At 63.1% G+C, this 25103-nt stretch carries 24 protein-coding genes and 2 pseudogenes; 15 read left to right on the top strand and 11 right to left on the bottom strand.

Going from position 1 to position 25103, the window contains the following annotated elements:
- Position 1 precedes the first annotated feature (1 nt).
- Entirely contained in the window at positions 2 to 418 is a 417-nt protein-coding gene (locus QQS38_RS16300) for a cupin domain-containing protein (RefSeq protein WP_479646401.1), read from the bottom strand.
- A gap of 353 nt (positions 419 to 771) precedes the next feature.
- On the opposite strand from QQS38_RS16300, the gene QQS38_RS16295 reads away from it, so the two are divergent.
- Positions 772 to 1431: a DUF2239 family protein gene (locus tag QQS38_RS16295; RefSeq protein ID WP_479646400.1), complete on the top strand. Its 660-nt coding sequence runs from the start codon at positions 772 to 774 to the stop codon at positions 1429 to 1431.
- An 86-nt stretch (positions 1432 to 1517) separates the two neighbouring features.
- Here QQS38_RS16295 and QQS38_RS16290 read toward each other — a convergent pair whose 3' ends face one another.
- Positions 1518 to 2171, bottom strand: a complete 654-nt coding sequence (locus tag QQS38_RS16290) for a glutathione S-transferase family protein (protein ID WP_479646399.1) — start codon at positions 2169 to 2171, stop codon at positions 1518 to 1520.
- A gap of 235 nt (positions 2172 to 2406) precedes the next feature.
- Positions 2407 to 3258 carry a class I SAM-dependent methyltransferase gene (locus QQS38_RS16285; RefSeq protein WP_479646398.1) on the bottom strand — a complete coding sequence of 284 codons (852 nt, stop codon included), beginning with the start codon at positions 3256 to 3258 and terminating at the stop codon, positions 2407 to 2409.
- Positions 3259 to 3388: 130 nt separating this feature from the next.
- On the opposite strand from QQS38_RS16285, the gene QQS38_RS16280 reads away from it, so the two are divergent.
- Together QQS38_RS16280 and QQS38_RS16275 are read left to right on the top strand one after the other, a co-directional pair.
- The gene (locus tag QQS38_RS16280; RefSeq protein ID WP_479646397.1) at positions 3389 to 4309 is read left to right on the top strand and encodes a LysR family transcriptional regulator; all 921 of its coding nucleotides are present in this window, start codon (positions 3389 to 3391) and stop codon (positions 4307 to 4309) included.
- Positions 4310 to 4478: 169 nt separating this feature from the next.
- A pseudogene (locus QQS38_RS16275) lies at positions 4479 to 5417 on the top strand (branched-chain amino acid ABC transporter substrate-binding protein); the annotation flags it as partial.
- Positions 5418 to 5498: 81 nt separating this feature from the next.
- Here QQS38_RS16275 and QQS38_RS16270 read toward each other — a convergent pair.
- Positions 5499 to 5786 (bottom strand): annotated as a pseudogene (locus QQS38_RS16270) (SDR family NAD(P)-dependent oxidoreductase); the annotation flags it as partial.
- Between the two features lie 54 nt (positions 5787 to 5840).
- Positions 5841 to 6719 (bottom strand): SDR family oxidoreductase, encoded by an 879-nt coding sequence (locus QQS38_RS16265; protein ID WP_479646396.1) that lies wholly within the window; start codon positions 6717 to 6719, stop codon positions 5841 to 5843.
- Between the two features lie 128 nt (positions 6720 to 6847).
- On the opposite strand from QQS38_RS16265, the gene QQS38_RS16260 reads away from it, so the two are divergent.
- Both QQS38_RS16260 and QQS38_RS16255 read left to right on the top strand, forming a co-directional pair.
- Positions 6848 to 7732 carry a LysR family transcriptional regulator gene (locus QQS38_RS16260; RefSeq protein ID WP_479646395.1) on the top strand — a complete coding sequence of 295 codons (885 nt, stop codon included), beginning with the start codon at positions 6848 to 6850 and terminating at the stop codon, positions 7730 to 7732.
- Positions 7733 to 7931: 199 nt separating this feature from the next.
- Positions 7932 to 8135: a cold-shock protein gene (locus QQS38_RS16255; protein ID WP_479646394.1), complete on the top strand. Its 204-nt coding sequence runs from the start codon at positions 7932 to 7934 to the stop codon at positions 8133 to 8135.
- 303 nt (positions 8136 to 8438) lie between these two features.
- Here the strand turns inward: QQS38_RS16255 and QQS38_RS16250 are convergent, their stop codons facing one another.
- Complete coding sequence (locus tag QQS38_RS16250; protein WP_479646393.1) at positions 8439 to 9140, bottom strand: FadR/GntR family transcriptional regulator; 702 nt, start codon at positions 9138 to 9140, stop codon at positions 8439 to 8441.
- Positions 9141 to 9373: 233 nt separating this feature from the next.
- On the opposite strand from QQS38_RS16250, the gene QQS38_RS16245 reads away from it, so the two are divergent.
- From QQS38_RS16245 to QQS38_RS16210, 8 genes are all read left to right on the top strand, one after another.
- Positions 9374 to 10924 (top strand): sugar ABC transporter ATP-binding protein, encoded by a 1551-nt coding sequence (locus QQS38_RS16245; protein WP_479646392.1) that lies wholly within the window; start codon positions 9374 to 9376, stop codon positions 10922 to 10924.
- Positions 10917 to 11948, top strand: coding sequence for an ABC transporter permease (locus QQS38_RS16240; RefSeq protein ID WP_479646391.1), 1032 nt, complete (start codon positions 10917 to 10919; stop codon positions 11946 to 11948). Before QQS38_RS16245 ends, QQS38_RS16240 begins: the two co-directional genes overlap by 8 nt.
- Positions 11949 to 11986: 38 nt before the next feature.
- Positions 11987 to 12934: a substrate-binding domain-containing protein gene (locus QQS38_RS16235; RefSeq protein ID WP_479646390.1), complete on the top strand. Its 948-nt coding sequence runs from the start codon at positions 11987 to 11989 to the stop codon at positions 12932 to 12934.
- A gap of 99 nt (positions 12935 to 13033) precedes the next feature.
- Positions 13034 to 13927 (top strand): amidohydrolase family protein, encoded by an 894-nt coding sequence (locus tag QQS38_RS16230; RefSeq protein ID WP_479646389.1) that lies wholly within the window; start codon positions 13034 to 13036, stop codon positions 13925 to 13927.
- A 22-nt stretch (positions 13928 to 13949) separates the two neighbouring features.
- On the top strand, positions 13950 to 14960 hold the full coding sequence (locus tag QQS38_RS16225; RefSeq protein ID WP_479646388.1) for a zinc-binding alcohol dehydrogenase family protein: 1011 nt from the start codon (positions 13950 to 13952) through the stop codon (positions 14958 to 14960).
- Between the two features lie 42 nt (positions 14961 to 15002).
- Complete coding sequence (locus QQS38_RS16220; protein ID WP_479646387.1) at positions 15003 to 16148, top strand: mannitol dehydrogenase family protein; 1146 nt, start codon at positions 15003 to 15005, stop codon at positions 16146 to 16148.
- A gap of 296 nt (positions 16149 to 16444) precedes the next feature.
- A complete protein-coding gene (gene ppnP / locus QQS38_RS16215) occupies positions 16445 to 16765 on the top strand; it encodes a pyrimidine/purine nucleoside phosphorylase (RefSeq protein ID WP_479646386.1) in 321 nt (106 codons plus the stop codon).
- Between the two features lie 202 nt (positions 16766 to 16967).
- Positions 16968 to 18272: an NRAMP family divalent metal transporter gene (locus QQS38_RS16210; RefSeq protein ID WP_479646385.1), complete on the top strand. Its 1305-nt coding sequence runs from the start codon at positions 16968 to 16970 to the stop codon at positions 18270 to 18272.
- 80 nt (positions 18273 to 18352) lie between these two features.
- Here the strand turns inward: QQS38_RS16210 and QQS38_RS16205 are convergent, their stop codons facing one another.
- The 3 genes from QQS38_RS16205 to QQS38_RS16195 form a co-directional block, all read right to left on the bottom strand.
- A complete protein-coding gene (locus QQS38_RS16205) occupies positions 18353 to 19423 on the bottom strand; it encodes a permease (protein WP_479646384.1) in 1071 nt (356 codons plus the stop codon).
- Between the two features lie 128 nt (positions 19424 to 19551).
- A complete protein-coding gene (locus tag QQS38_RS16200; protein WP_479646383.1) occupies positions 19552 to 19752 on the bottom strand; it encodes a hypothetical protein in 201 nt (66 codons plus the stop codon).
- 152 nt (positions 19753 to 19904) lie between these two features.
- Positions 19905 to 20534, bottom strand: a complete 630-nt coding sequence (locus QQS38_RS16195; protein ID WP_479646382.1) for a LysE/ArgO family amino acid transporter — start codon at positions 20532 to 20534, stop codon at positions 19905 to 19907.
- Positions 20535 to 20631: 97 nt separating this feature from the next.
- Here QQS38_RS16195 and QQS38_RS16190 point away from each other — a divergent pair, with 97 nt between their 5' ends.
- Positions 20632 to 21528 (top strand): LysR family transcriptional regulator ArgP, encoded by an 897-nt coding sequence (locus tag QQS38_RS16190; protein ID WP_479646381.1) that lies wholly within the window; start codon positions 20632 to 20634, stop codon positions 21526 to 21528.
- Positions 21529 to 21764: 236 nt separating this feature from the next.
- Positions 21765 to 22340: a helix-turn-helix domain-containing protein gene (locus tag QQS38_RS16185; RefSeq protein WP_479646380.1), complete on the top strand. Its 576-nt coding sequence runs from the start codon at positions 21765 to 21767 to the stop codon at positions 22338 to 22340.
- Positions 22341 to 22392: 52 nt separating this feature from the next.
- Here the strand turns inward: QQS38_RS16185 and QQS38_RS16180 are convergent, their stop codons facing one another.
- A complete protein-coding gene (locus QQS38_RS16180; protein ID WP_479646379.1) occupies positions 22393 to 23235 on the bottom strand; it encodes a DUF72 domain-containing protein in 843 nt (280 codons plus the stop codon).
- A 94-nt stretch (positions 23236 to 23329) separates the two neighbouring features.
- Complete coding sequence (locus QQS38_RS16175; RefSeq protein ID WP_479646378.1) at positions 23330 to 24835, bottom strand: peptide MFS transporter; 1506 nt, start codon at positions 24833 to 24835, stop codon at positions 23330 to 23332.
- Positions 24836 to 25103: the final 268 nt, after the last annotated feature.

Raw genomic sequence — 25103 nt, 5'->3', positions numbered from 1 at the left:
TTCATTTGACCGGGGTGGTCAGGATCTTGTCGTCGCTATCCGCAACGAACACCGCCAAGAGCTTCGCGCTTTGCGTGTCGCTCGCATTGCGGCTGATGCGGTGGATCGCGCCGGGCGCTTCGAAGAAGCTTTCGCCGGCGTGATAGATGTGCTTCGGGCCGTCGTCGACTTGAGATTCGATGGCGCCGGACACGACGTACGCGTAGATGAACGCGGACTTCGCATGCTCGTGCGCGGGTGAAACGCCGCCGGGAGCGTAGTCCACTACGACGGCGGTCAGCGACTTGCCCGGGAGGTTGGAAATGGCGTGCTGGAAGTTCGGCGTGACGGTTTGACCCGTGCCATGCGCGCTTGCCGGCATTGCAATGCTGAAGACCATGCCTATGCAGGCAGCCGAAACGAAAGATCGAATGTTCATTACCGTGTGGCTCCTTGAGATGCGCCTATTGTGATTTCGAAAGAGCGCACCAGAAAGAACCAAGAATGAACATTCCCCATGCACCATGGCGCGATGCTGCGGCCCGTTTGCGCACGCTCAATTGCGCGCGTCGATCCATTCGAGCAGCCGGTGGCAATCGGCGGCCAATGTGCACTCGTTTGGGCTGGTCACGCTCAGCAATAGCCCCTGTTGCCGTGGGGCGTGCAGGTACCAGGCGCAGAGCGGGACAGGGCCAAGCTCGGTGAACGGGGAGGAATTTATACCCGGATTTTATTGACATCAATTTTACCCGGGTGTAAATTGCGAACCGTTCCAAACTCGGGATTCCAACGATGTCCTCCATTCGTCTCGCTACCTACACCGCCTTCGATGGCCATCGGCGCGTCGCGTCGGGCGCATTGGAAACCGTTGCCTTGGCTGTCAAGCGCGCCGTCGAAAGCGGCGCATCGGGCTCCGTACTGATTTTCGATGACGGTACCGGACGCTCGCTCGACATCGATACCCGCGGCTCGGATCACGAAGTATTGGCGCGACTCGTCGCGCATCCGGCTAGCGCCAATGATCATGGCGCGGCGGCCCCGCAGGGCGCGCCGCATGCGGCAAGCGATTCGGGCGAGGCCGACAGTTCGGCGAATTCGCCCCGCGGGCGCGGGCGTCCCAAGCTAGGGGTGGTTGCTCGGGAGGTCACCCTTTTGCCGCGGCATTGGAGCTGGCTCAGCACTCAGCCCGGCGGCGCTTCGGTCGCACTGCGCAAGCTGGTCGACGAAGCAAGGCGCACGCACGGCGAGCAGGACCGGCGCCGCAAAGCGCAGGAGCGCGCCTACCATTTCATGTCGGCGATGGCGGGAGACATGCCTGGTTTCGAAGAGGCCACGCGCGCGCTATTTGCCGACGATCAGCCGCGATTGCGGGAACGGATTGCAGCGTGGCCGACGGACGTGCGCGAGCACGTGATCGCGCTCGCTGTCGTCGATGGCAACGACCCATGCTAGCAAGATACAGAACGTGCGCCGATTGCGACGGTGCGGGTATCTCAAGCAAAAGTAAGGCGGTCGTTCACGGTGTACACGTACGCCAACTAGGCAACTGCCGGTTCGTTGCGCGCGTAGCCTTCCATCTGATTGCGCAAGGCAGCCTGAAAGGCTGGCCGTCCCTCGCATCGTTTGACGTAGGCATCGAGCAACGCAAATTCGGCCACGAGATCCGTATGCCGGATGAACCGAAGGACCGTCGTCATCAGGATGTCGGCCGCCGTGAAGCGCTCGAGCAGATATTCGCGACCGGCAAGGCAGTCGGAAAGCGCGGCCAATCGCGCCTTGACCTCGCTTACGGCGCCCGGACGCCGCAACGGCACCCATGCTTCGTCACGATGCAGCACATCCATGGTGAAGAGATTCCAGACCACCGGCTCCACGGTGTTGAGCGCGGTGAACATCCAGGAGAGCGTTGCATTGCGTCGATCGGCAGGCATGAGCGTCTCGCTCTGCTGCGCAATGGCGTGGACGATCGCGCCCGATTCGATCGAGAGGCCGTCATCGGACTCGAGCACGGGCACCATGCCAAAAGGATGCTTGCGCCGATAGGCGTCGGTCTTCAACTCGTCGATGCCGATCCACCGGCTTTCATAGGGCAACCCCGCCTCTTCGAGCGCCCAGCGCACACGCAGGTCGCGCACCAGCCCCTGGGCGAAAGGCGGTATCCATTTGAAACCCCATACTGCGATGTTTTGCATTTCGTTTCTCCACGTGTCGCGTCATGTTCGCGCCGGTGGCTTCCGGCGCATCGGTTGGTGACCGTAGATAGACTGCCACCCCGTTAGCGAGAGGTGGGAGTGACAACTGTGGCGCGATTCGGATGAAACGCGGCGGCGGACGTGCTGGCGGGTCCATCTTCGATGAACGATTCTCAGCGTTTCAGCGCGCTATGCGGCGCGCGGCAGGACGCTGCCGCATAGCGCGGTAGGGGCATCAGCGTTGCGCCCCTCCGATTCGATTCTTCGAGGATGCGGCCTCGAATACCGCGGTGAATACGCCGAGGCGGCCTTCCACGAGATTTCGCCCCAGGTTGGCGGCAAGCTGCGCGAAGTCCGGTCCCATCACCACGCCCAGATTTGGCGCGGGAGGCGGCCCCGACTCGCGTAACTGAGCGATCCAGGCTTTGGCCGCTGCCGTGTCGTCTTGCGATACAAGTGTGCGAAAACCCGCGTGTTCGATCGCCTCGCGCGTTGCATCGGCTGTCAAGAGAAAGCTCGTTGTCGGTGTACGCGCCCAGGGAACGGGGTAGTGCGGCTCGCCGCCATTCGCCACCACGTCGAACGTTGCGAACCTGCCGGACGGCTTCAGCACGCGTTCGATCTCGCGGTAAAGCGCGGCGCGATCGCCGATGTTCATCGCTACATGCTGCAGCAACACGACATCGAATTCATCGCCATCGAACGGAAGCTCCAACGCGCTGGCAGTACGGAACGACACCCGTTCGCTCTGGCCGGTGCGCCGCGTCAGGTAGCGTGCGGCATCGACGAACGGTTCGCTCAGGTCGATGCCCGTCACCCGGCAGCCGTAAGTTGCCGCCAGGAAGCGCGCCGGCCCGCCGATACCCGACCCGACATCGAGCACCGACATGTCGGCGGTGATGGCGGCCAATTGGGCAAGTTCCGCGGTGGCGGCCAGCCCTCGGGTATGAAACTGGTCGAGGGCGCTCAGTTGTTGCGGCATGAGGGGGCGATCCTCCGGCCCGAGGGCCGCCAGGGCGACCTTGAGCCGCTCGGTCAGACCGGTCGCGCGATAGTGCTCGCGCACGCCATCCAGTGCATCGATCATTGCGGGATTCCTCCGTGGGTTCAGCGGTGTATCGGGGCGTCCGAGCCGACATTCGAGCGTCGCCTCGCTTGCAGGCATAGGTGTAACATGGCCGCTCGCGAGCGACTATTGCTCACAATGTGCACGGGCTATGAAGCGCAATTTCACAGTCAGGCAGGGCGCGCTCGATGGCGTGGAGGTGTCCCTCAGCGTCGCTCGGCATCGCAGTTTTCGCCGGGCGGCGGCGGAACTCGGAATGACGCCTTCCGCCGTCAGCCAGGCGGTGCGCGTATTGGAGGCGCGCATTGGCGCTGCGCTCTTTATCCGCACCACGCGCAGCGTCGGCTTGACCGAAGCCGGTGAGCGGTTCGTTTCACAGGCGAAGCCAGCCTTCGAAGAGCTCCTCGCCGCCAGTGAGCTTGCACGCGAGCTGGGGCAGCGGCCTGCCGGGTTGTTGCGGCTGTCGGTGCCGCGCGCGGCGGTGCCGATTCTGCTCGAACCGCTGATTGCAACCTTCTGCCAGGCGTACCCCGAGATCGAAGTGGAGATCGCCGTCAGTAAGGAGTTGACCGACCTTGCCGCGGAAGGATTCGACGCCGGTATTCGGCTGGGACAATTCGTCGACGCCGACATGGTGGCCATACCGCTGACGCCGCCGTTTCGTCTCATCGTCGTCGGCAGCCGCGCTTATTTCACGGAGCGCCCGCGGCCCGAACGGATCGACGATCTGCGTGAGCACGCATGCGTGCGCTGGCGGCGATCGAACGGCGCCCTCGCACGGTGGTCATTCAACGACAACGGCCAGGCGCTCGAGATCGCGGTAGCCGGACCGCTCATCGCCAGCGATTTTTCCACCATGCTCGGTGCGGCCATCGAAGGCGTCGGGCTCGCTCAAGTGCCCGAGCCGATCGCCGCCGAAGCTTTGGCGGCGGGCAAGCTGGTGCATGTCCTCGAGCCGTTCGCGCCGATGACGCCGGGCGTGTTTCTCTACTACCCGAGCCGCCGGCAGATGATGCCGAAGCTGCGGGCCTTCATCGACCACGTGACGCAGCGCGAATCGAGTATTCGCTGAAAGGCTGTCGAGCGCGCCGAACGCCGGCGCCGTCAGCGGTTCGCGTCTGCGCAACGCGGCCGGAGCGCAAACGGCTCGACGATCGTTTTCAGTAACGCGTGAATACCGCTTGCAGTGCGCGAGCATCGGATGGTTGCGTCAGCGCGAGGGTCAACAGGAGGCGGGCTTTGGGAAAAAGATAACGCTGGTATTCGACGCGCAGGACGACGCGGGCGACCCGCGCCAGGCCACTCAGGTTGCGCACAAGCTCGTGGACGATAAAGTCGTGGCGGTAATCGGACACATGCAATCGGGCTCGACCATTCCTGCTTCGAAGATCTACAGCGATGCGGGCATCGTGCAGGTATCGCCGTCGGCGACCAATCCCGTGTATACGCAGCAGGGTTTCCGGACGGCGTACCGCGTAGTGGCGACCGACGCCCAACAGGGGCCGACGCTCGCCGACTATGCGGCGAAGACCCTGAAAGTGAAAACGGTTGCGATCGTCGACGACTCCACCGCTTATGGTCAAGGGCTCGCCGTCGAGTTCGAGAGACAAGCCAAGGCAAACGGAATCGCGGTGCTGTCTCATGACGCGAGCACCGATAAGGCGGTCGATTTCCGCGCGATTCTCACGAAGATCAAGGGCGAAAAACCCGATGCGATCATGTACGGCGGTCTCGACGGCACCGGCGGCCCGTTCGCCAAGCAGGCCAAGCAACTGGGCATTACCGCGAAAGTGCTCGCCGGCGACGGCTTATGCGCCGACGATCTCGCGAAGCTCGCGGGCGACGCGGCCGATAACGTGATTTGCTCGATTGCCGGCGCGCCGCTGCTCAAAATGGCAGAAGGCCCCGCGTTCGTCGAACGCTATAAAAAGCGCTTCGGTTATGCACCCGTGCTGAATTCTCCGTTCGCCTACGATGCTGTCGGTATCGTCGTAGATGCAATGAAGCGCGCCCAATCGACCGATCCCGCGAAAATCCTCGCCGCGATGCAAGACACCGATCATCATGGCGTGCTGGGGGAAACGCAATTCGATGCGAAAGGCGATTTGCGGCACGGCGTCATTTCGCTCTACAAGTATGTCGGCGGCAAGCAGGCGCTGCTGGGCGTGGTGGAGAAATAAGCGAGCCGCGCAGCGCGTGCGCCGTGCGCTTCGACTCCGGCGTCGCGAGGTTCTCGCTGTATATGGGCGCAGGTTGAGGCAAGCCCGGCGTGCGCCCGCAAGCAACCCTTGGCGGGCGCCCTCGAGCGCATCCCAGCGTTCGGCGACGTGCAGCGGCCGGATGGTGACGAGTTCGCGGCGATCGAACCCGACCAGCGCCGCGTCGACCAGTTCTCCGACTTCCATCGCCTCGGGAAGCGTGTTGACGTCGATGCCGGCGCGTTCCCAAATTTCGGTGCGAGTCGCCGCCGGCAGCACCGCCTGCACGTAGACGCCTTTGGGCGAGAACTCCAAGTGCAGGCCCTGCGAAAGAAGCAGCACGAACGCCTCCTGCCGAAGGTCACGCGTTGGACGCGCCAACGCATGACCTTCACCGTCGGCGCTTCAATTCGACGTCCATGCTTTTCCGGTGGCTTGCGCGAAGTCCCGATACGAGCGCGGGGCGCGCCCCAATAAGGCGCTGAACGCATCGATTTCGCGAGAGGTCGCCGCGGCGCCGTCCTGCTGATAGCGCTGCATCATCAAGCGTATGTCATACAGCAGCCAGTCGGGCGTGAACGGTTTGAGTTGCGCTTCGAGCGCGTCCAGATCGTCGCCGGCATAACGAATCGGGCGCTGCAACGCATCCGCCCAAATTGCGCGGATCGCATCCGATGTGAGCGCGTCCGGGCCGACCAGGTCGAACGTCAGGCGCGGCAACGGCACGGGGGATCGCTCGCGGCGCAGCAGCTCGCGAGCGGCCGCCTCGCCGATGTCGCGCACGTCCACCATCGAAATGCCCTTGTTTCCGATCGGCATGCCATAGATGCCATACCCGAGCAGCGCCTCCTTCTGGCGGACATCGTTCTGCATGAAATACGCGGGACGCAGCACCGTCGCGGGAAGAACCAGCTCTTCGATCATCCGTTCAACCGTATGCTTGCTCGTGAAATGCGGTACGTCGGCGTACTCGGCGCCTTTGAACACCGACAAATACACGATGCCTTTCACGCCCGCTTCGCGGGCGATACTCATCGCTTGCAACGCTTGCGTAAGTTCGTCGGCCGCATTCGGCACGAGCAGGAACAACGTATCGATGCCGCGCATCGCCGCGCGCATGGCGGCGATATCGGCGATCTCGCCTTTGACCGGCGTAACGTTGCCTTCGAACTTCGCCTTTTCCGGCGAGCGCGTCAGTGCATGCACGTGCGCGCCCTCGTTCTGCAAATGCGCGACAACTTGCGAACCCACGACGCCGGTGGCGCCCGTCACGAGAATTGCCATGGTGTTTCTCCTTTAGTCGGTGAATGGAGGGCCGTCGTTTGTCGGCCCGGCGGAATGAACGATATTCGTTCCATCAGCGCCGTGAAAGACCGATAATCGGGACCTTGCGTCTCGCTGATGGAACGATCATGGATCTCGCCGCGCTGGCCGACTTCAACGCCGTGGCCGAACACAAGGGCTTCGGTCCCGCCAGTCGCGCGACCGGCCGCCCCAAGGCGACGCTCTCGCGCCATGTCGCCGAACTCGAAATGGACCTTGGCGTGCGCCTGCTCGAACGCGGCGCGCGCACGCTTCGCTTGACCGAGGAAGGACTTACGCTTCATGAACGCACGCGTGGCTTGCTGGCGGAAATCGCGGAAGCGGGCGAGGCCGTTGCCGCCCGCGCGCCGGTGCCGCGCGGGCGGTTGCGCGTCAGCGCGCCGCTGGTCTTCGGCCACGTCGTATTGAGCCGCATCGCATCGCGCTACGCACTGGCCTACCCGCAAGTGGAAGTGGAGATCGTGGCGGAAGATCGCATCGCCGATCCCGTGCAAGACGGCTTCGACCTGGTACTGCGCATCAATCCGCCGCAGGACGCGCTGCTCGTCGGTCGCTGCATAGCGACCGATCGCCGTGTGCTCGTTGCACCGCGCTCGCTCTCGATTCCACGTGCGCCGAAAGATCCGGCGGCGCCGCTTGCGCTGCCTGCGGTGGTGACGAGTAACACGCCGGCCGATACGCGGTGGCAGATCGAGATGAAGAACGGCCGGCTTCGCACGGTCGTGCCTACCCCGGTCTTGCACATGTCGTCGTTGCTGATGGTGCGCGAAGCCGTACTCGATGGCGCGGGCGTCGCCTTGCTGCCCGGGCTGCTGGTCGAGCCCGACGTGGCGGCGGGAAAACTCGTTCGGCTCGGCGTCGATGCGGGTCCCGTAGTGGAAATTTGGGCGTTGTACAGCTCGCGCCGCTTATTGAGCGCTAAAGTGCGGGCGTTCATCGACACGCTGCAGCAGTTGATGGGCGGCCCGCGATAACGCGTAATGACGAGCGTGCTAACGATATACGTTGACAGTCCTCGTCCGCTGCGTTACTGTGAGCTTCGAAATATTCAAGAAGCTCGATTGCTGATCACCATTTTCCGCCTCTTCTGCGCGGTACTCGTTATCCTCTCTTCTTCCTTGAACTTTTTTGTCGCTCCGCAACGGAGCTATTATTTTTTTGTCAGGAATTCTCATGGATACCGGTACTGTTAAGTGGTTCAACGATAGCAAGGGCTTTGGCTTCATTACGCCCGACGCGGGCGGCGACGATCTTTTCGCTCACTTCTCCGAAGTGCGCGGCGAAGGCTTCAAGACGCTCGCGGAAAATCAGAAGGTGAGCTACGAGACGAAGCGCGGCCCCAAGGGCTTGCAAGCTGCGAATATCTCGCCGCTCTAAACGCTCTGCAGTAAAGCAGGCGTGAAGCAAGGGCCGGTTTTCCGGCCCTTCGTATATCTGCGTGATCGATATCCAACACGGTCGCATAGCGATTGAGCCGATCCCGGTCTCGATCTGCGAATCCTTCGCATTTCAGTAAGATCTGGTTTTGCCCATCCCCGTTTATTTTGCTAGTTCGATACGAACGTGAATATCGAACTGTGCGCTTGGTCGCTTTTTGCGCGCAAAAAACGAAGTGTTTTCGACACCGCCTGCCTTGGCGCTCGCCCGAAGGCTTTCAGCCCCCGGTCGCAACGCGCAGTGTCAATCCTCCCCGCGCTTCAATGCCCCGCTGACCCATCGCTCTTCCGACGCCAGTAGATGCGCGCGCATAGCCGTTTGCGCGGCGATCGGATCCCCGGCCTGCAACGCCTTGAGCACTGCTTCATGTTCCTGCACCGCGGCCGTCCAAGTCTGCGCGCTTTCGGCGTGGCCTCGCATGGCGGCTGCAATCGGATCGTGGCGACTATCGAACAGCTCGCCCATGTAGCGGCTCAGCACCGAGTTGCCGGCGGCTTCCGCAATCAGCATATGAAACTGCCGATCGGCTTCGACGGGCGACTTGCCCGCCGCGGCAAGCCGGCGCATTCGCTCGACCGTGCGACGCAGGCGATCGAGCATCGCCGCATTCATTCGCGCGGTGGCAAGCACGACGACGCTGCCCTCGATGGCCGCGCGCGCTTGCATCAACTCGGATGGACTATCGCCGAGCGCACCGACGGCCCCCGCATCGTCAGTGCCCGTTTCGCAGGCATAGACGCCCGACCCCATGCGAATCTCCACCTGCCCGCCTATTTCCAGCGCGATCAACGCTTCCCGCAAAGACGGGCGCGATACGCCTAGCTTGAGCGCCAACTCGCGCTCCGGGGGAAGGCGCTCGCCCGGAGCAAATTCGCCGTTTCGCATGAGAGCCAGGATTTGCGCGGCAACCGATTGGTAAAGCCGCTTGGGTTCCGTCGATTTCATGATGTGGTAAGTGCGATGCCGGGGGCACCCCCGCAGGTTGCATCGGAGTCTAGCACGGCGCTCGAAGACACCACCCGGCGGGCAGTTCGCCCGCGTCTAGGGGTTTTCACTGTTGGTAAGGTCGATATTAATAAAGCAAGATTGGCTTTACCAAAAAGTGGCTTTTTGTTCGTTCGAGCCAAATTGGACTGACCACGCAAGCGCGCAGGGGTCCTCATAGGAGACATGACGTCATGACAATGCCGGGCGGCCCCTCGAGTCTCGCCGTTGCCGATAGGCGCGCCGCAGGCCAAGAGCTGTTGCGTCTCGAAGGAATCGTGAAGCGCTTTCCCGGCGTCGTCGCGCTCGACGGCATTCGGCTGGACCTTCGGGCGGGCGAAGTTCATGCGGTGTGCGGCGAGAATGGGGCGGGCAAATCGACGCTGATGAAGATCATCAGCGGTCAGTATCAGCCGGATGAGGGTGTCATTCGCTACAGCGGGGAGCAGGTGCGATTCGCATCGACTTCGGAAGCGCAGGCGGCGGGCATCGCGATCATCCATCAGGAACTGAATCTCGTGCCGCATTTGAGCGTCGCGGAGAACCTCTTCCTTGCCCGCGAGCCGAAACGCGGGCCGTTCGTCGACAGGCGAAAGCTCAATGCGGATGCCGTGCGCTGCCTCGCGCGGATCGGCTTGGAAGTCGCGCCAACCACGCTGGTGCGCACTTTGTCGATAGCGCAGCAACAGCTGGTCGAGATTGCGAAGGCGCTGTCGTTCGAAGCGCGCGTGCTCATCATGGACGAGCCGACGTCATCGCTCACCGAATCGGAAACGGTGCAGCTGTTTCGCATCATCGAAGAATTGCGCGCGGCGGGCGTCGCGATTCTGTATATCTCGCATCGCCTCGACGAAATGGCGCAGATCGTCGATCGCGTCACGGTATTGCGCGACGGCCGCTATATTTCCACCGACGAATTCTCGGCGGTGAGCGTGAACGACATCGTCGCGCGCATGGTCGGCCGCTCGCTCGATGACGCCTACCCGCCGAGGCACTCCGTGCCCACCGACGACGTATTGCTGCGCGTGCGCGACGTTCGTCGCGACGGTGTCTTCGGGCCGGTGTCGTTCGATCTGCGCAGGGGAGAAATCCTCGGCTTTGCGGGGCTCATGGGCGCGGGCCGGACCGAGGTGGCCCGCGCCATCTTCGGCGCGGACCGATTGGACCACGGATCGATCGAGCTCAACGGCCGTCTCGTGACCGTGCGCTCGCCGCGCGAAGCGATTCGCCACGGCATCGCTTATCTCTCCGAAGACCGCAAGCAGGACGGCTTGGCGCTCGGCATGTCCGTCGCGGCGAATATCACGCTTGCAAACGTCGGCGCCGTTTCCTCGCGTGCCGGCTTCGTTCGTTTCGATGAAGAGGCGGCGGTTGCACGCCGCTATGTGCACGATTTGGCGATACGCACGCCGTCGGTCGATCAGATCGTGCGCAATTTGTCGGGCGGTAACCAGCAGAAGGTCGTGATCGGCAAGTGGCTGTACCGCGGCTCGAAGATCTTGTTCTTCGACGAGCCTACGCGAGGCATCGACGTGGGCGCGAAGTTCGCCATTTACGGCTTGATGGACAGGCTCGCCGCCGATGGCGTAGGCGTGGTGTTGATCAGCTCGGAATTGCCCGAACTGCTCGGCATGACTGACCGCATCGCGGTATTTCACGAAGGCCGCATCACGGCCGTTCTCGATACGAAACAAACCAATCAGGAGGAGATCATGCACTTCGCTTCGGGGTTTACGCATGCTTGAAATGACATCGGATCGAAGCCAGGTGGCCGATCGCGCCGCGCGTCAGCGGCGCCGCGATCTCATTCAAAAGTTCGCCGCATTGGGCAGCCTGGTGGCGCTCGTGATCGCGTTTTCGGTTGCGAGCTCGGCATTCTTTTCGGTCGGCAACATGATGACCGTGTCGCTGCAGGTGACGTCGATCGCCTACCTCGGCGTTGCCGCAACTTGCGTGATCATCACAGGCGGCATCGACTTATCGGTCGGCTCCGTTCTCGCGCTCGCCGGCGTATCGGCGGCATTGCTCACCAAGGCGGGCGTGCCGGTGCCCGCCGCGATGTTGTGCGGCGTCTGCGTCGGTGCGCTGTGCGGGTTCGTCAACGGCGTTTGCGTGACGCGCATGGGGCTGCCGCCGTTCATCGCGACGCTCGGCATGATGCTGGTCGCGCGCGGGCTTGCGCTGCAAATCACCGGTGCGCGGCCCGTCTCGGAGTTGAGCAATGCGTTCGGCGTGCTAGGCAACGGTGCGTTGTTCCGCGTCTCGCGCATCGGCGCTGACGGCTTTCCCGATACGACGTTCCCAGGCATTCCGTATCCCGTCGTGATCATGATCGTGCTGTTCATCGCCGGGGCCATCCTGTTGTCGAAAACATCGCTCGGCCGTCACATCTACGCCGTGGGCTCCAATGCCGAGGCGGCGCGGCTCTCGGGCGTCGACGTTCGGGGCGTGACGATGTTCACGTATGTCCTGTCGGGAGCCCTGGCGGGTGTGACGGGTTGCGTGTTGATGTCGCGTCTCGTGACCGGGCAGCCGAACGAAGGCGTGATGTACGAACTCGATGCGATCGCGAGCGCGGTGATCGGCGGAACCTCGCTCATGGGGGGCGTAGGCACGATCTCGGGCACGGCCATCGGCGCCTTCGTCATCGGCGTGCTGCGCAACGGCTTGAACATGAACGGCGTATCGAGCTTCATCCAACAGATCATCATCGGCGTCGTGATTCTAGGCACGGTTTGGATCGACCAGTTGCGAAGCAGGAAGCGGTAATCAAACGAAGTTCCAACCACGAAAATGAGGAGCGAGACATGCAAAAATTTTCCATGCTGGCGATATCGGCACTGCTGGGCGCGGCGTTCAGTTCGGGCGCGTATGCGGCCGGTGGCGAGATCGCGGTGATCGTCAAAACGGTCAATTCGAACTACTGGCAGAACGTGCAGAAGGGGTCGAAAGCCGCGCTCGACGAAGCGAAGGGCTACACCATGACGTTCCAAGGCCCAGCCGCGGAATCGGACATCACGGATGAAGTCAATATGGTCGAGAACGCCGTCAATCGACACGTCGCAGGCATCGTGCTCGCGCCGTCCGACCCCGACGCGCTGGTGCCGGCCATCAAGAAGGCGTGGGAAGCCCACATCCCCGTCGTGCTGATCGACTCGGCGCTCTCCGATGCGGGCAAGCAGTACTACCAATCTTTCCTGTCGACCGACAACGAGAAGGCCGGTGAGATGTGTGCGAAGGCGCTGATCGATCGCGTCGGCCAGACGGGCAAGATCGCGCTCATGTCGTACGTGCCCGGCGCGGGATCGGAAATCGGCCGCGTGGGCGGCTTCCGCAAGTACGTCGCTGCGCACTCGAAGCTGACGATCGTCGGCCCGTACTACTCGCAATCGCAGATGGCCACGGCGCTCAATCAGACCACCGATGTGCTCTCGGCGAACCCGGACTTGAAGGGCATCTTCGGTGCGAACGAGCCGACCGCCGTGGGAATGGGCCGTGCGCTCAAGCAATCGGGCAAGGCGGGCAAGCTGGTCGCCATCGGCTTCGACGGCAATCAGGATCTGCAAAGCTTCGTGCGTGACGGAACGATTCAAGGGATCGCCGTTCAAGGCTCTTATCAGATGGGATACAAGGGCATTCAAACCGTGGTGAACGTGATCGAACACAAGAAGGTGGCAAAAAGCATCGATACGGGCGTCGTGATGGTCGACAAGCAAAACCTCGACAGCTCGGAAGCGAAGAACGTGCTTTATTGATGACGTGGTCCCGCGTCGATGCAAGCGTTTGTCGACGCGGGCCGCTTTCGACAAAACGACATTCACCGATTCATACGTACACGGTTCGATCTCTCAACGATGAATGCTCCCGACGTTCGCCCGATGCGTATCGATGCACACCAGCACTATTGGCAGATCGACGCGCGCTCCGGCTGTTGGCCGCCGCGCGAGTTGGAGGCGATTCATCGCGATTTCGGCCCGCAGGACCTGGCTCCCGAATTGGCCGCTGCGCGCATCGACGGCACGGTGCTGGTTCAGTCGCTACCGACGGAGGCCGACACGCACTATCTGCTCCGGCTCGCCGAGCAAACGCCGACGGTATGCGCCGTCGTTGGTTGGCTCGATTTGAAAGCGGCGGATGCGGCGGGGAAGGTGGCCGCATTCGCCGCGCATCCTAAAGCCCGCGGGCTGCGGCCGATGCTGCAGGATCTACCCGATGACGCATGGATCGACGACCCCGCCTTGAATCGCGCCGTCGCTGCAATGATCGAGCGCGATCTGCGCTTCGATGCACTCGTGCTGCCGCGCCATCTCGGCCCCCTATATAGGTTCGCACGGCGCTACCCGGACTTGCGGATCGTCATCGACCACGGCGCGAAACCGCCGATTGCATTGGGCGAGGTCGAGCCGTGGCTGTCGCTGATGAGCTCGCTCGCCCAACTGTCGAACGTGCATTGCAAACTGTCGGGGCTGTGGACCGAGGCCGGCGCGGCGGCTGATGACGAAGCGATCGGCGCGCGCGTGTACCCGTATGTTCGCGTGCTTGCCGATCTGTTCGGACCGGCGCGGCTGATGTGGGGCAGCGACTGGCCCGTGCTGCGCCTTGCCTCGGGCCGCGAAGGCTATGGGCAATGGCTGGCTGCGTGTGAACGGGACTGCGCACGGTTGTTGGGCTCGGAGGCGCTACCCGCCGTTTTCGGCGGCAATGCGGGCAAGTTCTATCGCGTGGGCGGAATCGTCCGCCACGCATGATTCGATCGAAGAGGATATTCCTATGCTTAGCGTGATTTGCGAATCACCGGGGGTGTTGCGCGCACGGCAAACCGAGCCGCCCGTGCGAGCAGCCGGCGAGGTGATGCTGCGCGTGGCGCGTGTCGGAATTTGCGGCACCGACTTGCACATCTTCACCGGCAATCAGCCGTATCTCCAGTACCCGCGTGTCATGGGCCATGAGTTTTCCGCGGTGGTGGCCGAAGCGGAACGCGACTCCGGCTTCGCGCCGGGCGATTGCGTCTACGTCATGCCCTATTTGTCGTGCGGGCAATGCGTGGCATGCCGCCAAGGCAAGACGAACTGTTGCGTCGATATCAAAGTGTTGGGCGTGCATCGCGACGGCGCGCTCGCCGAGTACCTGAGCGTGCCGGCGCAGTTCGTGCATAAAGCCGAAGGCGTGTCGCTCGATCAAGCGGCGATGCTCGAATTCCTCGCCATCGGTGCGCATGCCGTTCGACGCGCGAACGTATCGGCCGAGCAACGGGTGCTGGTGGTAGGGGCGGGACCCATCGGCATGGCCGCCATGATCTTTGCGAAGCTGCGCGGGGCCAACGTGACGTGCCTCGACACGCGTGCCGATCGCTTGGCATTTTGTCGTTCCCAATTGAACGTCGATGCGGCCGTTGCCGTGGGCGCTACCGATACGGAACAGTTGGCGGCGCTCACGAGCAACGAATTCTTCGATGTCGTTTTCGATGCGACGGGCAATATCGACGCGATGAATCGCGGTTTCGGATTCGTCGCCCATGGCGGCACGTATACGCTGATTTCGATCGTGCCCGGGCAGGTGAGCTTTTCCGATCCCGAATTCCATAAGCGCGAGACCACGTTGCTTGCCAGCCGCAACGCCACGACCGCCGATTTCGAGACCGTGCTCGAAGCGATGCGCGCGGGCCGCATTCCCGATCGAGCGCTCAATACGCACCGCATGCATCTTGCCGATGTGCCCGATGGCCTCCCGCGATTGCTCGAGACGGGACAAACGGTGGTGAAAGCGTTGGTGGAGTGCTGAGCCCATGCAAGAAGCGGTGAAGTGGCGGCCGGGGGGCGCAGCATGAGCGAACCCATCCTTCAATTCGGCACGAGCCGGTTTCTCTTGGCGCATGTCGCGTTGTTCGTCTCGCAGGCGCTCGAGCGCGGGGATGCGATCGGCGGCATCAGCGTCGTGCAGACGACCGATAGTCAGGTGAGTCGAGCCCGTATTGCCGCGCTGTCGAAACCGGGCGGCTATCCGGTGCGGATTCGCGGCAGCGAACAAGGGGTGGCGGTGGATCGCGTCGTCACGGGCCACGCCATACGCGCCGCGTGGGTCGCGGACCAGGACTGGGATGCCGTCCGGCGCGCGACGATCGAAGACGTGCGCGCGATCGTGTCGAACACCGGCGACATGGGTTATCGGCTCGATGAACGCGACACGCCCGATCTGCTGACGAGCGGCGGCGTCCCGCGCAGCTACCCGGCGAAGCTTCTCGCGTTGCTGCATGCTCGCTGGCGCGAGCGCGCAAGCGATGGCGTGTCGATCTTCCCCTGCGAGTTGGTGGAGAACAACGGCGACACGCTGCGCGACATCGTCGTTGCGCTCGCGCGGCAATGGTCGCTGCCCGATGCGTTCGTCGACTATGTGCAGCAACGATGCGTGTGGGTGAATTCGCTGGTCGATCGGATCGTGTCCGAGCCGATCGCTCCGGTCGGCGCGGTTGCGGAGCCCTACGCGCTCTGGGCGATCGAGCGGCGCGCGGGGATGCAACTGCCCTGCACGCACGAGTGCATCGCTCTGACGGACGATTTGCGCAGCTACGAGCGGCTAAAACTGTTCCTTCTCAATCTCGGCCATAGCTGGCTTGCCGAGCAGTGGCGCAACGAAACGCGGCGGTCGTCCGAAACGGTGCTCGATGCAATGAACGATTCGCGCTTGCGCGAAGGTCTCGAGACGGTGTGGCAAGAAGAGGTGCTGCCGGTTTTCGTCGCCATGGGCCTGGGCGATCGAGCCGAGCATTATTTGGCCAGCGTGAGAGATCGTTTCGGCAATCCCTATCTCGATCATCGAATCGCGGACATCGCGCAAAATCACGTCGAGAAGCTCAAGCGCCGGATCGCGCCGTTGGTGGAACTGGCGGACGGGTTGTCGTTGCACGGCAGGCAGCCGCGTTTGCGGGCTCTGCTCGCGCAGCATGGACTCTTGCCGGAACCTCGCGCATAGACGTGCTATTGCGCGGCCGGTGGCGGCACGCCGGCTCATGGCTGCGGTCTCAGGACTAGCGAAACAGCGCCGGGCCGGTGCGCACAAACGGCATGCGCGCTTCGATGCGGGGCGGGTTTTCGTGACGTCCGATGAGTTCGGTCGATCCCTCTGTGTTTCCGAATGGCGAAGATGGCCTGCGACAGCCGGTATCATGACGGCCGTGCGCCGGGGCGACGCTTGCGAGCGTAGCGAGCGGCACCCGCGACGATGCATCGATACCACGTCCATTTACGACCACCCGGAGGAACACCGCCATGACGGCTGCAACGCAATTCGACCAAGTTTCCGTGATCAAGCGCGCCAACGTTTACTTCGATGGCAAGTGCGTCTCTCACACAGTCCTGTTTGCCGACGGCACGCACAAGACGCTGGGCGTGATTCTGCCGGGTGTGCTCAACTTCGGGACCGACGCGCCGGAGCTGATGGAAGTGCAAGCGGGGCAATGCCGGATCCGCCTCGAAGGCAGCGATGTGTGGACGACGTATGGTGCGGGCGAGTCGTTCTCGGTGCCCGGCAAAAGCCGCTTCGATATCGAGGTGATCGAAACGCTCGATTACGTCTGCAGCTATCTCTGACGCGAGCACGCTGCAGCGCCTGCCCGTTCGAGACTTGATTTGCGTCAAGTGCAAAACGAAGTCGTGGTGCATGCTTGCGCTGCCGGCCCGCGATGGTCTCCGGCAAAGCGCATGCGATCGGACGCCCGCGCATGCGCCTCGTCGATCGTCTATCCTTCGTCAACGCCTCGATCGACTCGATGCCTACTACCGAGGTGAATCGATGCATGTCGACCACACCCCGCGCCCGAGCGTCTTTCGCGCGCTATTCGCTAGGTTGAAACGACACCCGCTCGCGCGGGTTGGCCCCGGGTTGATCACGGGCGTCGCCGATGACGATCCGAGCGGCATCGCCACGTACTCTCAAGCGGGGGCGCAGTTTGGCCTCACGATGCTGTGGACGATGCCGCTTGCGCTCCCATTGATGGCGGCCGTGCAACTGATGTGCGCGAACCTCGGGCGGGTGACCGGCAAGGGGCTCGCGGCGAATATCAAGCTTGCCTTCCCGCCGGTCGTCCTTTACGTCGTCGTATTTTTGCTGCTCGTCGCCAACACGCTCAATATCGGCGCCGACGTCGCGGCGATGGGCGAGTGCGCCGAGCTCGTGACGGGCGTGAATCGCCACCTGATGACAGCCGTCTTCGTGTTCGCCACGCTGCTGCTTCAGATCTTCGTGCCGTATCACCGTTACGTCCATTTCCTGAAGTGGTTGACGCTATCGCTGTTCGCGTATGCGGCGGTCCTATTCACCGTGCACGTGCCATGGAAGCAAGTCGCGTGGCATACCGTCTGGCCCGCCTTCACGCCGGGCCCGGCTGCCGCCGCCGTGGTGGTCGGCATTTTTGGCACCACCATCAGTCCTTATCTGTTTTTCTGGCAGGCCGCCGAAGAAGTGGAGGACATGCAGGGCAAATTCGGCAGCCGCCCGCTCATGGTCGATTCGCAGGCCGCGCCCGCGGAATTGCGGCGCATTCGCTGGGATACTTGGAGCGGCATGCTTTATTCCGACCTGACGGCTTGGTTCATCATTCTGGCCACGGGGGTGACGCTTCATGCAGCCGGCGTCACGAGCATCGATACCGCAGCGCAGGCCGCGAGCGCGCTGCGCCCGCTGGCGGGCAATTTCGCGTCGTTGTTGTTCGCAACGGGCATTCTCGGCGTGGGCATGATCGGTGTGCCGGTGCTGGCGGGCTCGGGCGCATATGCGCTGTCGGAGGCGTTGAACTGGAAGGAGGGGCTCGAGCGAGAAGTCACGGATGCGCGCGGCTTCTACGGCATTATCGCAGTGAGCGTGCTAGTGGGGCTCCTGCTGCAATACACGCCCATCAGCCCCATGAAAGCGCTGGTCCTGAGCGCGATCATCAACGGTGTCGTCGCGGTCCCGCTCATCGTCGTCGTCATCGTGCTCGTGTCGAAGCCTTCGGTGATGGGGCGCTACACGGCAGGTCGCGCGGTGCGCGCATTGGGATGGCTCACGGCAGCGATCATGGCCGCCGCGGCGCTGGTGATGTTCGTGCGGCTGGCGTAGCGCAGCCGGCTGGCCGCCCTGCAGGCTGCAAGGGGTAGCTCATAGCTCGAATGCGCTTGGACCCGGCGGCCGCTCCCGCTTCACATGCCGAGCGTCATCGCGATCCAACCCGCGATCACGCCTGCCGCCACCACGGATGCGCATGTGAGCGCCAAAATTCTCGGTGGAAACGATCGCCCGAGCATGGCCACGGAAGGCACGCTCACGGGCGGCAGCGTCACGAGCAGGGCAGCGGCGGGCGCCGTCGCCATACCCAACGACAGCATGGCCTGAATGATCGGGACTTCGCCCGCGGTCGGAATGACGAACAGCGCGCCCGCAACGGCGAACGCGAAGATCCATGCGATGCTCGCATCGATACCGGGACCGATGTGCGGGAACAGCCACGCACGCGCCGCGCCCATCAACAACACCAGCACGATGTACTCGGGAATGAGACGCAGCGCCATGCGCGCGAGGATTCTCAGCCAGCGCGTGAGCATGCGCCCCGTATCCTCGACACGCGTCATCTCGTCGAGCGCACCACCCGCGGCAACGGCCTCTTCCTCGGTCGCGCTGCGGTCGACCCAGTAGCCGATGCCGAGCACCATGGCCAGGCCGAGCACGAGCCGCAGCCCCATCCACTGCCACCCGAGCACGAAGCCGATGAACACGAGCGTGGCCGGATTGAGCAGCGTGTTACCGAGCCAGAACGCGATCGCGGCGCCCGGCGCCGCTCGGCACGCGCGCAATCCGGCCACGACGGGCGCCGCGCAGCACGTGCACATCATGCCGGGCAACGACATGACCGCACCCGTTACCACGCTGCCGAAGCCGGTTCTTCCCAGCGCGCGCATGATCCACTGCACCGGAATCAACGCCTGCACGGCCGAGCCCAACAAGAGGCCGAGCACCATCGCCTGCCAGATCGCCTTGCCATAAGCGATCGCATAGCCGAGCGCCGAGCTCCATGAGGCGGCAGGCGGGGCGGACGCCGTGCCCATCAAAATGGAATTGCCGATCGCATGGCGGCTGGCGGCGACGAACGCGCGGTTGTAATACGGGAACCACTTGACGTAAAACAGCCCGCACACGGCGATGGCGAGCAATAGGGCGGGCCCGAGCAGTTGGCGACGGTTTCTGGCGGCAATCGTGATCATCGGCGTGAGCATTGACAGGGCGATACGGCGGACAACGAAGGCGAAGGCGCCTCATTGCCCGGATCCGGAATAAAGGTGGGATCATACTGCAGGTCGTTATCGTATCGAGCAGGCGCGAACCGCTGCGCCGAGCGGACGCTTCACACCGCCGGTGCAGCGGGCCTCGAACTGGGTTTCGCGACCGGCGATCCGGCCGCCGCTCGATTGGCGGCGTTCCCGGTGGCCACCTCACTGTCCTTCGCACTGGTGGCGTCGATATGCCCTTGCTTGATGATGGCGCACATCGCGATCAAGAGTGCGAACGCGATCGACCAAAGCGTGCAGTATCCGATGACTTTCATGGTAAGCACCTAACCGCGGAACGCGCGTGGGGCCGGCACGCGCACACGATTGCCCGCGGCTTTTATAGCACGAACGTGTGACAGTTCGCGACGGCAAAATACTTAGGTATCCGACTTATTGGGCCATCGGCCCGGCGACAGGGCTCGTCGCGTCAACGCAGTTGCGCGGCTGCGATGAACAGCACCATGCTGCCGATCGCGCCGTCCAGAATGCGCCAGGCGGTCGCCTTGCGAAACAGCGGGGCCAGCAGCCGCGCACCGTACCCGAGCGATGCGAACCACAGCGGGCTGATCGTCATCGCGCCCAGCGCAAACGCGACGCGAGATCCTTCGGGCTCCCGCGCTCCCGCCGTTCCGATCAGCAGTAAGACGTCCACATAGACATGCGGATTGAGCCACGTGAACGCCAAAGCCATGAGCACCACTGAGTAACCGCGTTGCGTACTTGCCGTAGGTTGGGCCGACGGTTCGCCGGCGACTTCCATCGCCGCATGACCGGGGCGCCACGCGCGCCGCAGCGTGGATAGCCCGAACCAGGCGAGATAGGCGAGCCCGCCGTACAAGATCCACTCCACGACGCGCGGATACCGTGCCGCAAGCGCTGCTGCGCCGCCTACTCCGCCTGCAATGAGAATGAAATCGGAAACCGTGCAAAGCAGGACGATCTTGCCCACGTGCGATCGCAAAATGCCTTGGCGCAGCACGAAGGCGTTCTGCGCGCCGATCGTAACGATGAGCGAAGCGCAAAGCGCCGCGCCGTGGGTATAAGCGGTCCAATTCATGGCGATGCCGATAGACGATACGAAGCAATGGCGCTAGTCTGCATGCCGGATGAGTCTAAGAACAGCTAATTTATCTAAGGCGGATTAAGGAGCGCTAATGCTCGACTACGCTTTGTTGGACGCGCTCGCCGCGGTGGTGCGTCTGGGTTCGTTCGATCGCGCGGCATCGGAATTGAACGTTACCGCGTCGGCCGTTTCGCAGCGTGTCAAGCTGCTCGAAGAGCGCGTGGGAAGCGTGCTGGTCAAGCGCGGGCAGCCCTGCATCGCCACGGCGTCGGGCGCATTGCTTTGCCGGCACACCGAACGCGTGCGCCTGCTCGAGGCGCAGTTGTCCGACGACATGCCTGGGATGGCCGGCAGCGTGCTCGGCCAGTCGTGGCCGACGCTGCGTGTCGCCGTCAACGACGATAGTGTGGGGACTTGGTTCGTCGATGCGGTTGCGGCGTTTTGCTCGCAGCGGCGGATGTTGCTCGATCTCGTCATCGACGATCAGGATCACACCGCGCAGCGCATTCGTGACGGCAGCGTGCAAGGGGCGGTCACCACGCAGGCCGAGCCGGTTCAGGGATGTCGTTCAGTGCGACTGGGGCGAATGCGCTATTTGGCCGTATGCTCGCCAGCATTTTTTGCGCGCTATTTCGAGGATGGCGTCAACCGGGAATCGCTGCGGCGTGCGCCGTGTGTCGTCTTCAATCCGAAAGATGCATTGCAAGCGCGGTTCATGCGGCGCGTGACCCGTGCCGACATCGATCCGCCGCAGCATTGGGTGCCGCACGTCGGCGGTTTCTTGCGCGCTTGCATCACGGGTTTGGGTTGGGGCATGTGCCCGACGAAGATGCTGGGTCCGGCGTTTGCCTCCGGCGAGCTGGTCGAACTGGCGCCGGGGCGTCATCTCGACGTCGATTTGTATTGGCAGAGTTGGCGCTTGTCGATCGGTTGGCTCGATGAATTCAGCGCGGCCTTGAAACAGCGCGCCGGCGAATATCTCGACTAGTCGCCCCGAGCCGAGGCAAAGGGCTTGCGACGGCCGGGATCGAACCGGCCCTAATCGCTGCGGGCAGGCGTTGCGGTAAACCCTTCCTTTTGCGTTCGGCAAGCGTGTTCTGGCAACATAGAGTGCTTTTTCTTCTTGGGAAGCCGGCTGCGCGAAGATGCGCCGGGCGCTTTGCGCCGCATAAACAGCTTTGATTCGACCACCACTAACTAGTTGCCGCGAGCAACGTATTCCCTATGCCTTTGAACGTCGAAAGTGCCCGCCAAGCTGCGGATTTGGGCAGCAAGATACGAGCGCTGCGGCACCGCCTGCATAAGACGCTCGATGCAACGGCCACGGCGGCCGGTATCTCCAAGCCATTTTTGTCGCAAGTGGAACGCGGTCTCGCTACGCCTTCGCTGACTTCCCTCGCGGGAATTGCCGCTGCACTCGGCGTGACGTTGCAGTATTTCGTCGATACCCCGAGCGAGGAGCGTTCGGTGCGCCGCGCCGGTCAACTGCGCTTCTTCAGCTTCGCCGATTCGACGGACCTATTCGCGCGGTTGACGAACTCGTCGGTCGGCAGCCAGCTCGAGAGCATTCTCGTGCGCTTGCCGGCGGGGCAGAGCGAGGCGGCGGAGGTGACGACGCATGCGGGCGAGGAATTCCTTTACGTGATTTCCGGCGAAATGTCGTTGACGCTCGAAGGCAAGACCTTCGTGCTTTACGCCGGAGACAGCGCCCACTACGAATCGACGGTGCCTCATAGCTGGGCCAACACGGGCAAGGGCGAAGTCACGCTCGTTTGGGTGGGCACGCCGCGGTTGTTTTAGCGTGCGGTTTAGCCGTTGTGCGGCCGGCGCGAGCGGGTGAGCCGTATCGGCGCTAATCGGGCGTGTTGCCGATGCGTTCGATCAGCGCCATCGCCGCGGCCGGATTACGCACCTTGTGACCGCTGATGACATAGAGGTACACGTCGCGAGGCGCGGGCTCGCCCTTCGTTGGGGCGATCGTTTGCAAGTCTTTCGGCTGCTTTCCCTCGGCCCACGTTTTCGCCCGCGCCGCCCAGGCATCCAACGCCGGTTCCGAATACCCGAGCGCTTGCGAATCGACGGTGCCCATGATGCGCGCGTAGACGAATGGGGCCGTGACGTCGGCGATTTGCGGATGGTCGCTATCGCCCGCTGTCACGATCGCGACGCCATGTTCGCGCGCGAGCGAGACGAACTCGGTGTGGCGAAAGCTCTCGTGCCTCACTTCCACGGCATGTCGGATCGCACGGCCTTCGACGCGCTTGGGTAGGAGCGCGAGGAAGGCGTCGAAATCTTCCCCATCGAACTGCTTGGTCGTCGCGAACTGCCAATTGATCGGGCCGAGCTTATCCTTGAGCGCGAGCACACCGCTCGCAAAGAAACGCTCGATGGAGTCCCCGGCTTCGGCAAGCACGCGCCGGTGCGTAGCAAAGCGCGGCGCCTTCAACGAAAAGACGAAATCGTCGGGCGTCTCGTCGCGCCACTTCTCGAAGCTCGTCGCTCTTTGCGTGCCGTAGAAGGTGCCGTTGATTTCGATCGAGGTTAGTTTGCGGCTGGCGTATTCGAGCTCGCGTTTTTGCGTGAGTTCGGCCGGGTAAAACGGGCCGCGCCATGGTTCGAATGTCCAGCCGCCAATGCCGATGCGGATTCTGCCGGCCCCGTTGTGGCGTTTGCGCGTGCGCGATGCGTCGGTCATAGCGGCTCCTTTGCTCGATGGGTAGCGGAGAATCGACGATTCGATGCGCGGTGGTCCGAACGTCAGCCGGGTCCCGTTACATCGTATGTCTAGCTCATTCGGCCGCCATGCTATGCGACGCTGCGAACGCGTCTTCGGATGCGCGACGGTGTTGATCCGATAGCTTGCGCATGAGCGGCAGCAGGATCAGCGACATTAGCACGCCTGCCGCCGCGAGCCAGCCCAACTCGGCAAACAGGTTCGTATACAGCGGCAGCGATTGCGTGGCGGGTAGGTCGTTGGACGGCAGTTGCGCGAAGTTCGCCACCACGCTGCCGAGATACTGCGATATTCCCGTTGCCAAAAAGTACGTGCCCATCATGAAGCCGCTCATCCGAGCCGGGATATAACGCGCGATCATCGCCAGGCCGAGGCCGCTCACGAGCAGTTCGCCGAGCGAGTTCAAGCCGTAGCCCCACACCATGAACCACGACGACACGCGCCCGTCCACTGCATAGCGGCCGCTAAACGCGTAAATCACGAACCCGAGGGCAACGGCCACGTATCCGAGCGCGAATTTCGCGGCGATGCTGATATCGCCGCGCCCTTTCGCGAGGCGCGTGTACGTCGACGCCAGCACGGGGCTGAGCAGCATGATCCAGATCGGATTGAGCGCTTGGAACTGGGCGGCGCTCCAGGAGAACAGGTGCACGCCGAACAGCGAGAAGGCCGGCTCGACATTGCGCAGCGCGAACAATGTCAGCGAGGTCATTTGCTGCTGATAGAAGATGAAAAACAAGATCGACTGCATGACGAGAATGAGGGCGGCGATGAGCCCGGCGCGCTCCGAGCGATCGCATTTGACGATCATGTAAGCGAACAGCGCGAGGATGATAGTGGCGGCAACATAGACGCAGGCGACAGCGAGGGTTTTGTCGCCGAGCACGAACGAAGTTGCCGTGCCTAGCAACACGGCGCCGGCCGCGACAGCCGCGACGCGCCGCCATACGATCGGCTGGCTGTCGGGCGCCGACCCGACATGGGACAACGAACGGTAGCGCACGAGAAAGTTCACCACGCCGAGCAACATGCCGGCGCAGCAGACGGCAAAGGCCGTGCGCCAGCCCCAACGATCCTTGATCCAGGGCGTGGCGAGAATGGATAGCGTCGAGCCGACGTTGACGGCCATGTAGTAAATCGTGAATGCGCTGTCGATGCGCGCGTCGTCGCCCTCGTAGATGCGGCGCACGAGGTTGGCCGAGTTCGCTTTGAACAGGCCATTGCCCACGACGATGACGCCGAGCGAGGCGTAAAGGAACGATAGATGATCGTTCGGCAGTGCGAGCATGCCGTAGCCGAGAGAGAGCACGATGGCGCCGAACAGCATCGTGCGCCGCGAGCCGAGCACCTTGTCGCCGATCCATCCACCGATCGACGGCGCGGCGTAGACGAGCGCCGTGAACGCGCCCCACGTGAGATTGGCGCGCGCATCGCCGAAGCCGAGCCGCTCCACCATATAAAGCACGAGCAATGCGCCCATGCCGTAATAGCCGAAGCGTTCCCACATTTCGATCAAGAAGACCGTGGTGAACGACCGCGTTTGCGAAACCGACGAATTCATCTAAAAGTTCTCCCGGATAGGTCGAATTAGGTTCGCACGTTGTGCGTGCGGTATTGGAACGCCGTTGCTCGATTGCGCACGGTAGTGCGCCGCGTGCCGGACGCGCTCGAGCGAGCTTACTCCGCTGCGCCGCGGCCGTACATGCCGCGCGCGATTCTCCTAGTGCCGGCTGCGGGCGTCACTTCGGGTATGCACCAGTGAGCGCCCCACATGGTTGATAGCTGCACACGAAAACGGGCGCGTGGTCTGATGCCGACTGCAATGCTCG

This window comes from Trinickia sp. Z7, assembly GCF_056498045.1.
This window is presented reverse-complemented; position numbering and strand designations above follow the sequence as displayed.

Coding starts and splice junctions, on each gene's coding strand:
- QQS38_RS16300 (WP_479646401.1), bottom strand. CDS start 418: ATGAACATTCGATCTTTCGTTTCGGCTGCCTGCATAGGCATGGTCTTC.
- QQS38_RS16295 (WP_479646400.1), top strand. CDS start 772: ATGTCCTCCATTCGTCTCGCTACCTACACCGCCTTCGATGGCCATCGG.
- QQS38_RS16290 (WP_479646399.1), bottom strand. CDS start 2,171: ATGCAAAACATCGCAGTATGGGGTTTCAAATGGATACCGCCTTTCGCC.
- QQS38_RS16285 (WP_479646398.1), bottom strand. CDS start 3,258: ATGATCGATGCACTGGATGGCGTGCGCGAGCACTATCGCGCGACCGGT.
- QQS38_RS16280 (WP_479646397.1), top strand. CDS start 3,389: ATGAAGCGCAATTTCACAGTCAGGCAGGGCGCGCTCGATGGCGTGGAG.
- QQS38_RS16265 (WP_479646396.1), bottom strand. CDS start 6,719: ATGGCAATTCTCGTGACGGGCGCCACCGGCGTCGTGGGTTCGCAAGTT.
- QQS38_RS16260 (WP_479646395.1), top strand. CDS start 6,848: ATGGATCTCGCCGCGCTGGCCGACTTCAACGCCGTGGCCGAACACAAG.
- QQS38_RS16255 (WP_479646394.1), top strand. CDS start 7,932: ATGGATACCGGTACTGTTAAGTGGTTCAACGATAGCAAGGGCTTTGGC.
- QQS38_RS16250 (WP_479646393.1), bottom strand. CDS start 9,140: ATGAAATCGACGGAACCCAAGCGGCTTTACCAATCGGTTGCCGCGCAA.
- QQS38_RS16245 (WP_479646392.1), top strand. CDS start 9,374: ATGACAATGCCGGGCGGCCCCTCGAGTCTCGCCGTTGCCGATAGGCGC.
- QQS38_RS16240 (WP_479646391.1), top strand. CDS start 10,917: ATGCTTGAAATGACATCGGATCGAAGCCAGGTGGCCGATCGCGCCGCG.
- QQS38_RS16235 (WP_479646390.1), top strand. CDS start 11,987: ATGCAAAAATTTTCCATGCTGGCGATATCGGCACTGCTGGGCGCGGCG.
- QQS38_RS16230 (WP_479646389.1), top strand. CDS start 13,034: ATGAATGCTCCCGACGTTCGCCCGATGCGTATCGATGCACACCAGCAC.
- QQS38_RS16225 (WP_479646388.1), top strand. CDS start 13,950: ATGCTTAGCGTGATTTGCGAATCACCGGGGGTGTTGCGCGCACGGCAA.
- QQS38_RS16220 (WP_479646387.1), top strand. CDS start 15,003: ATGAGCGAACCCATCCTTCAATTCGGCACGAGCCGGTTTCTCTTGGCG.
- ppnP (WP_479646386.1), top strand. CDS start 16,445: ATGACGGCTGCAACGCAATTCGACCAAGTTTCCGTGATCAAGCGCGCC.
- QQS38_RS16210 (WP_479646385.1), top strand. CDS start 16,968: ATGCATGTCGACCACACCCCGCGCCCGAGCGTCTTTCGCGCGCTATTC.
- QQS38_RS16205 (WP_479646384.1), bottom strand. CDS start 19,423: ATGCTCACGCCGATGATCACGATTGCCGCCAGAAACCGTCGCCAACTG.
- QQS38_RS16200 (WP_479646383.1), bottom strand. CDS start 19,752: ATGAAAGTCATCGGATACTGCACGCTTTGGTCGATCGCGTTCGCACTC.
- QQS38_RS16195 (WP_479646382.1), bottom strand. CDS start 20,534: ATGAATTGGACCGCTTATACCCACGGCGCGGCGCTTTGCGCTTCGCTC.
- QQS38_RS16190 (WP_479646381.1), top strand. CDS start 20,632: ATGCTCGACTACGCTTTGTTGGACGCGCTCGCCGCGGTGGTGCGTCTG.
- QQS38_RS16185 (WP_479646380.1), top strand. CDS start 21,765: ATGCCTTTGAACGTCGAAAGTGCCCGCCAAGCTGCGGATTTGGGCAGC.
- QQS38_RS16180 (WP_479646379.1), bottom strand. CDS start 23,235: ATGACCGACGCATCGCGCACGCGCAAACGCCACAACGGGGCCGGCAGA.
- QQS38_RS16175 (WP_479646378.1), bottom strand. CDS start 24,835: ATGAATTCGTCGGTTTCGCAAACGCGGTCGTTCACCACGGTCTTCTTG.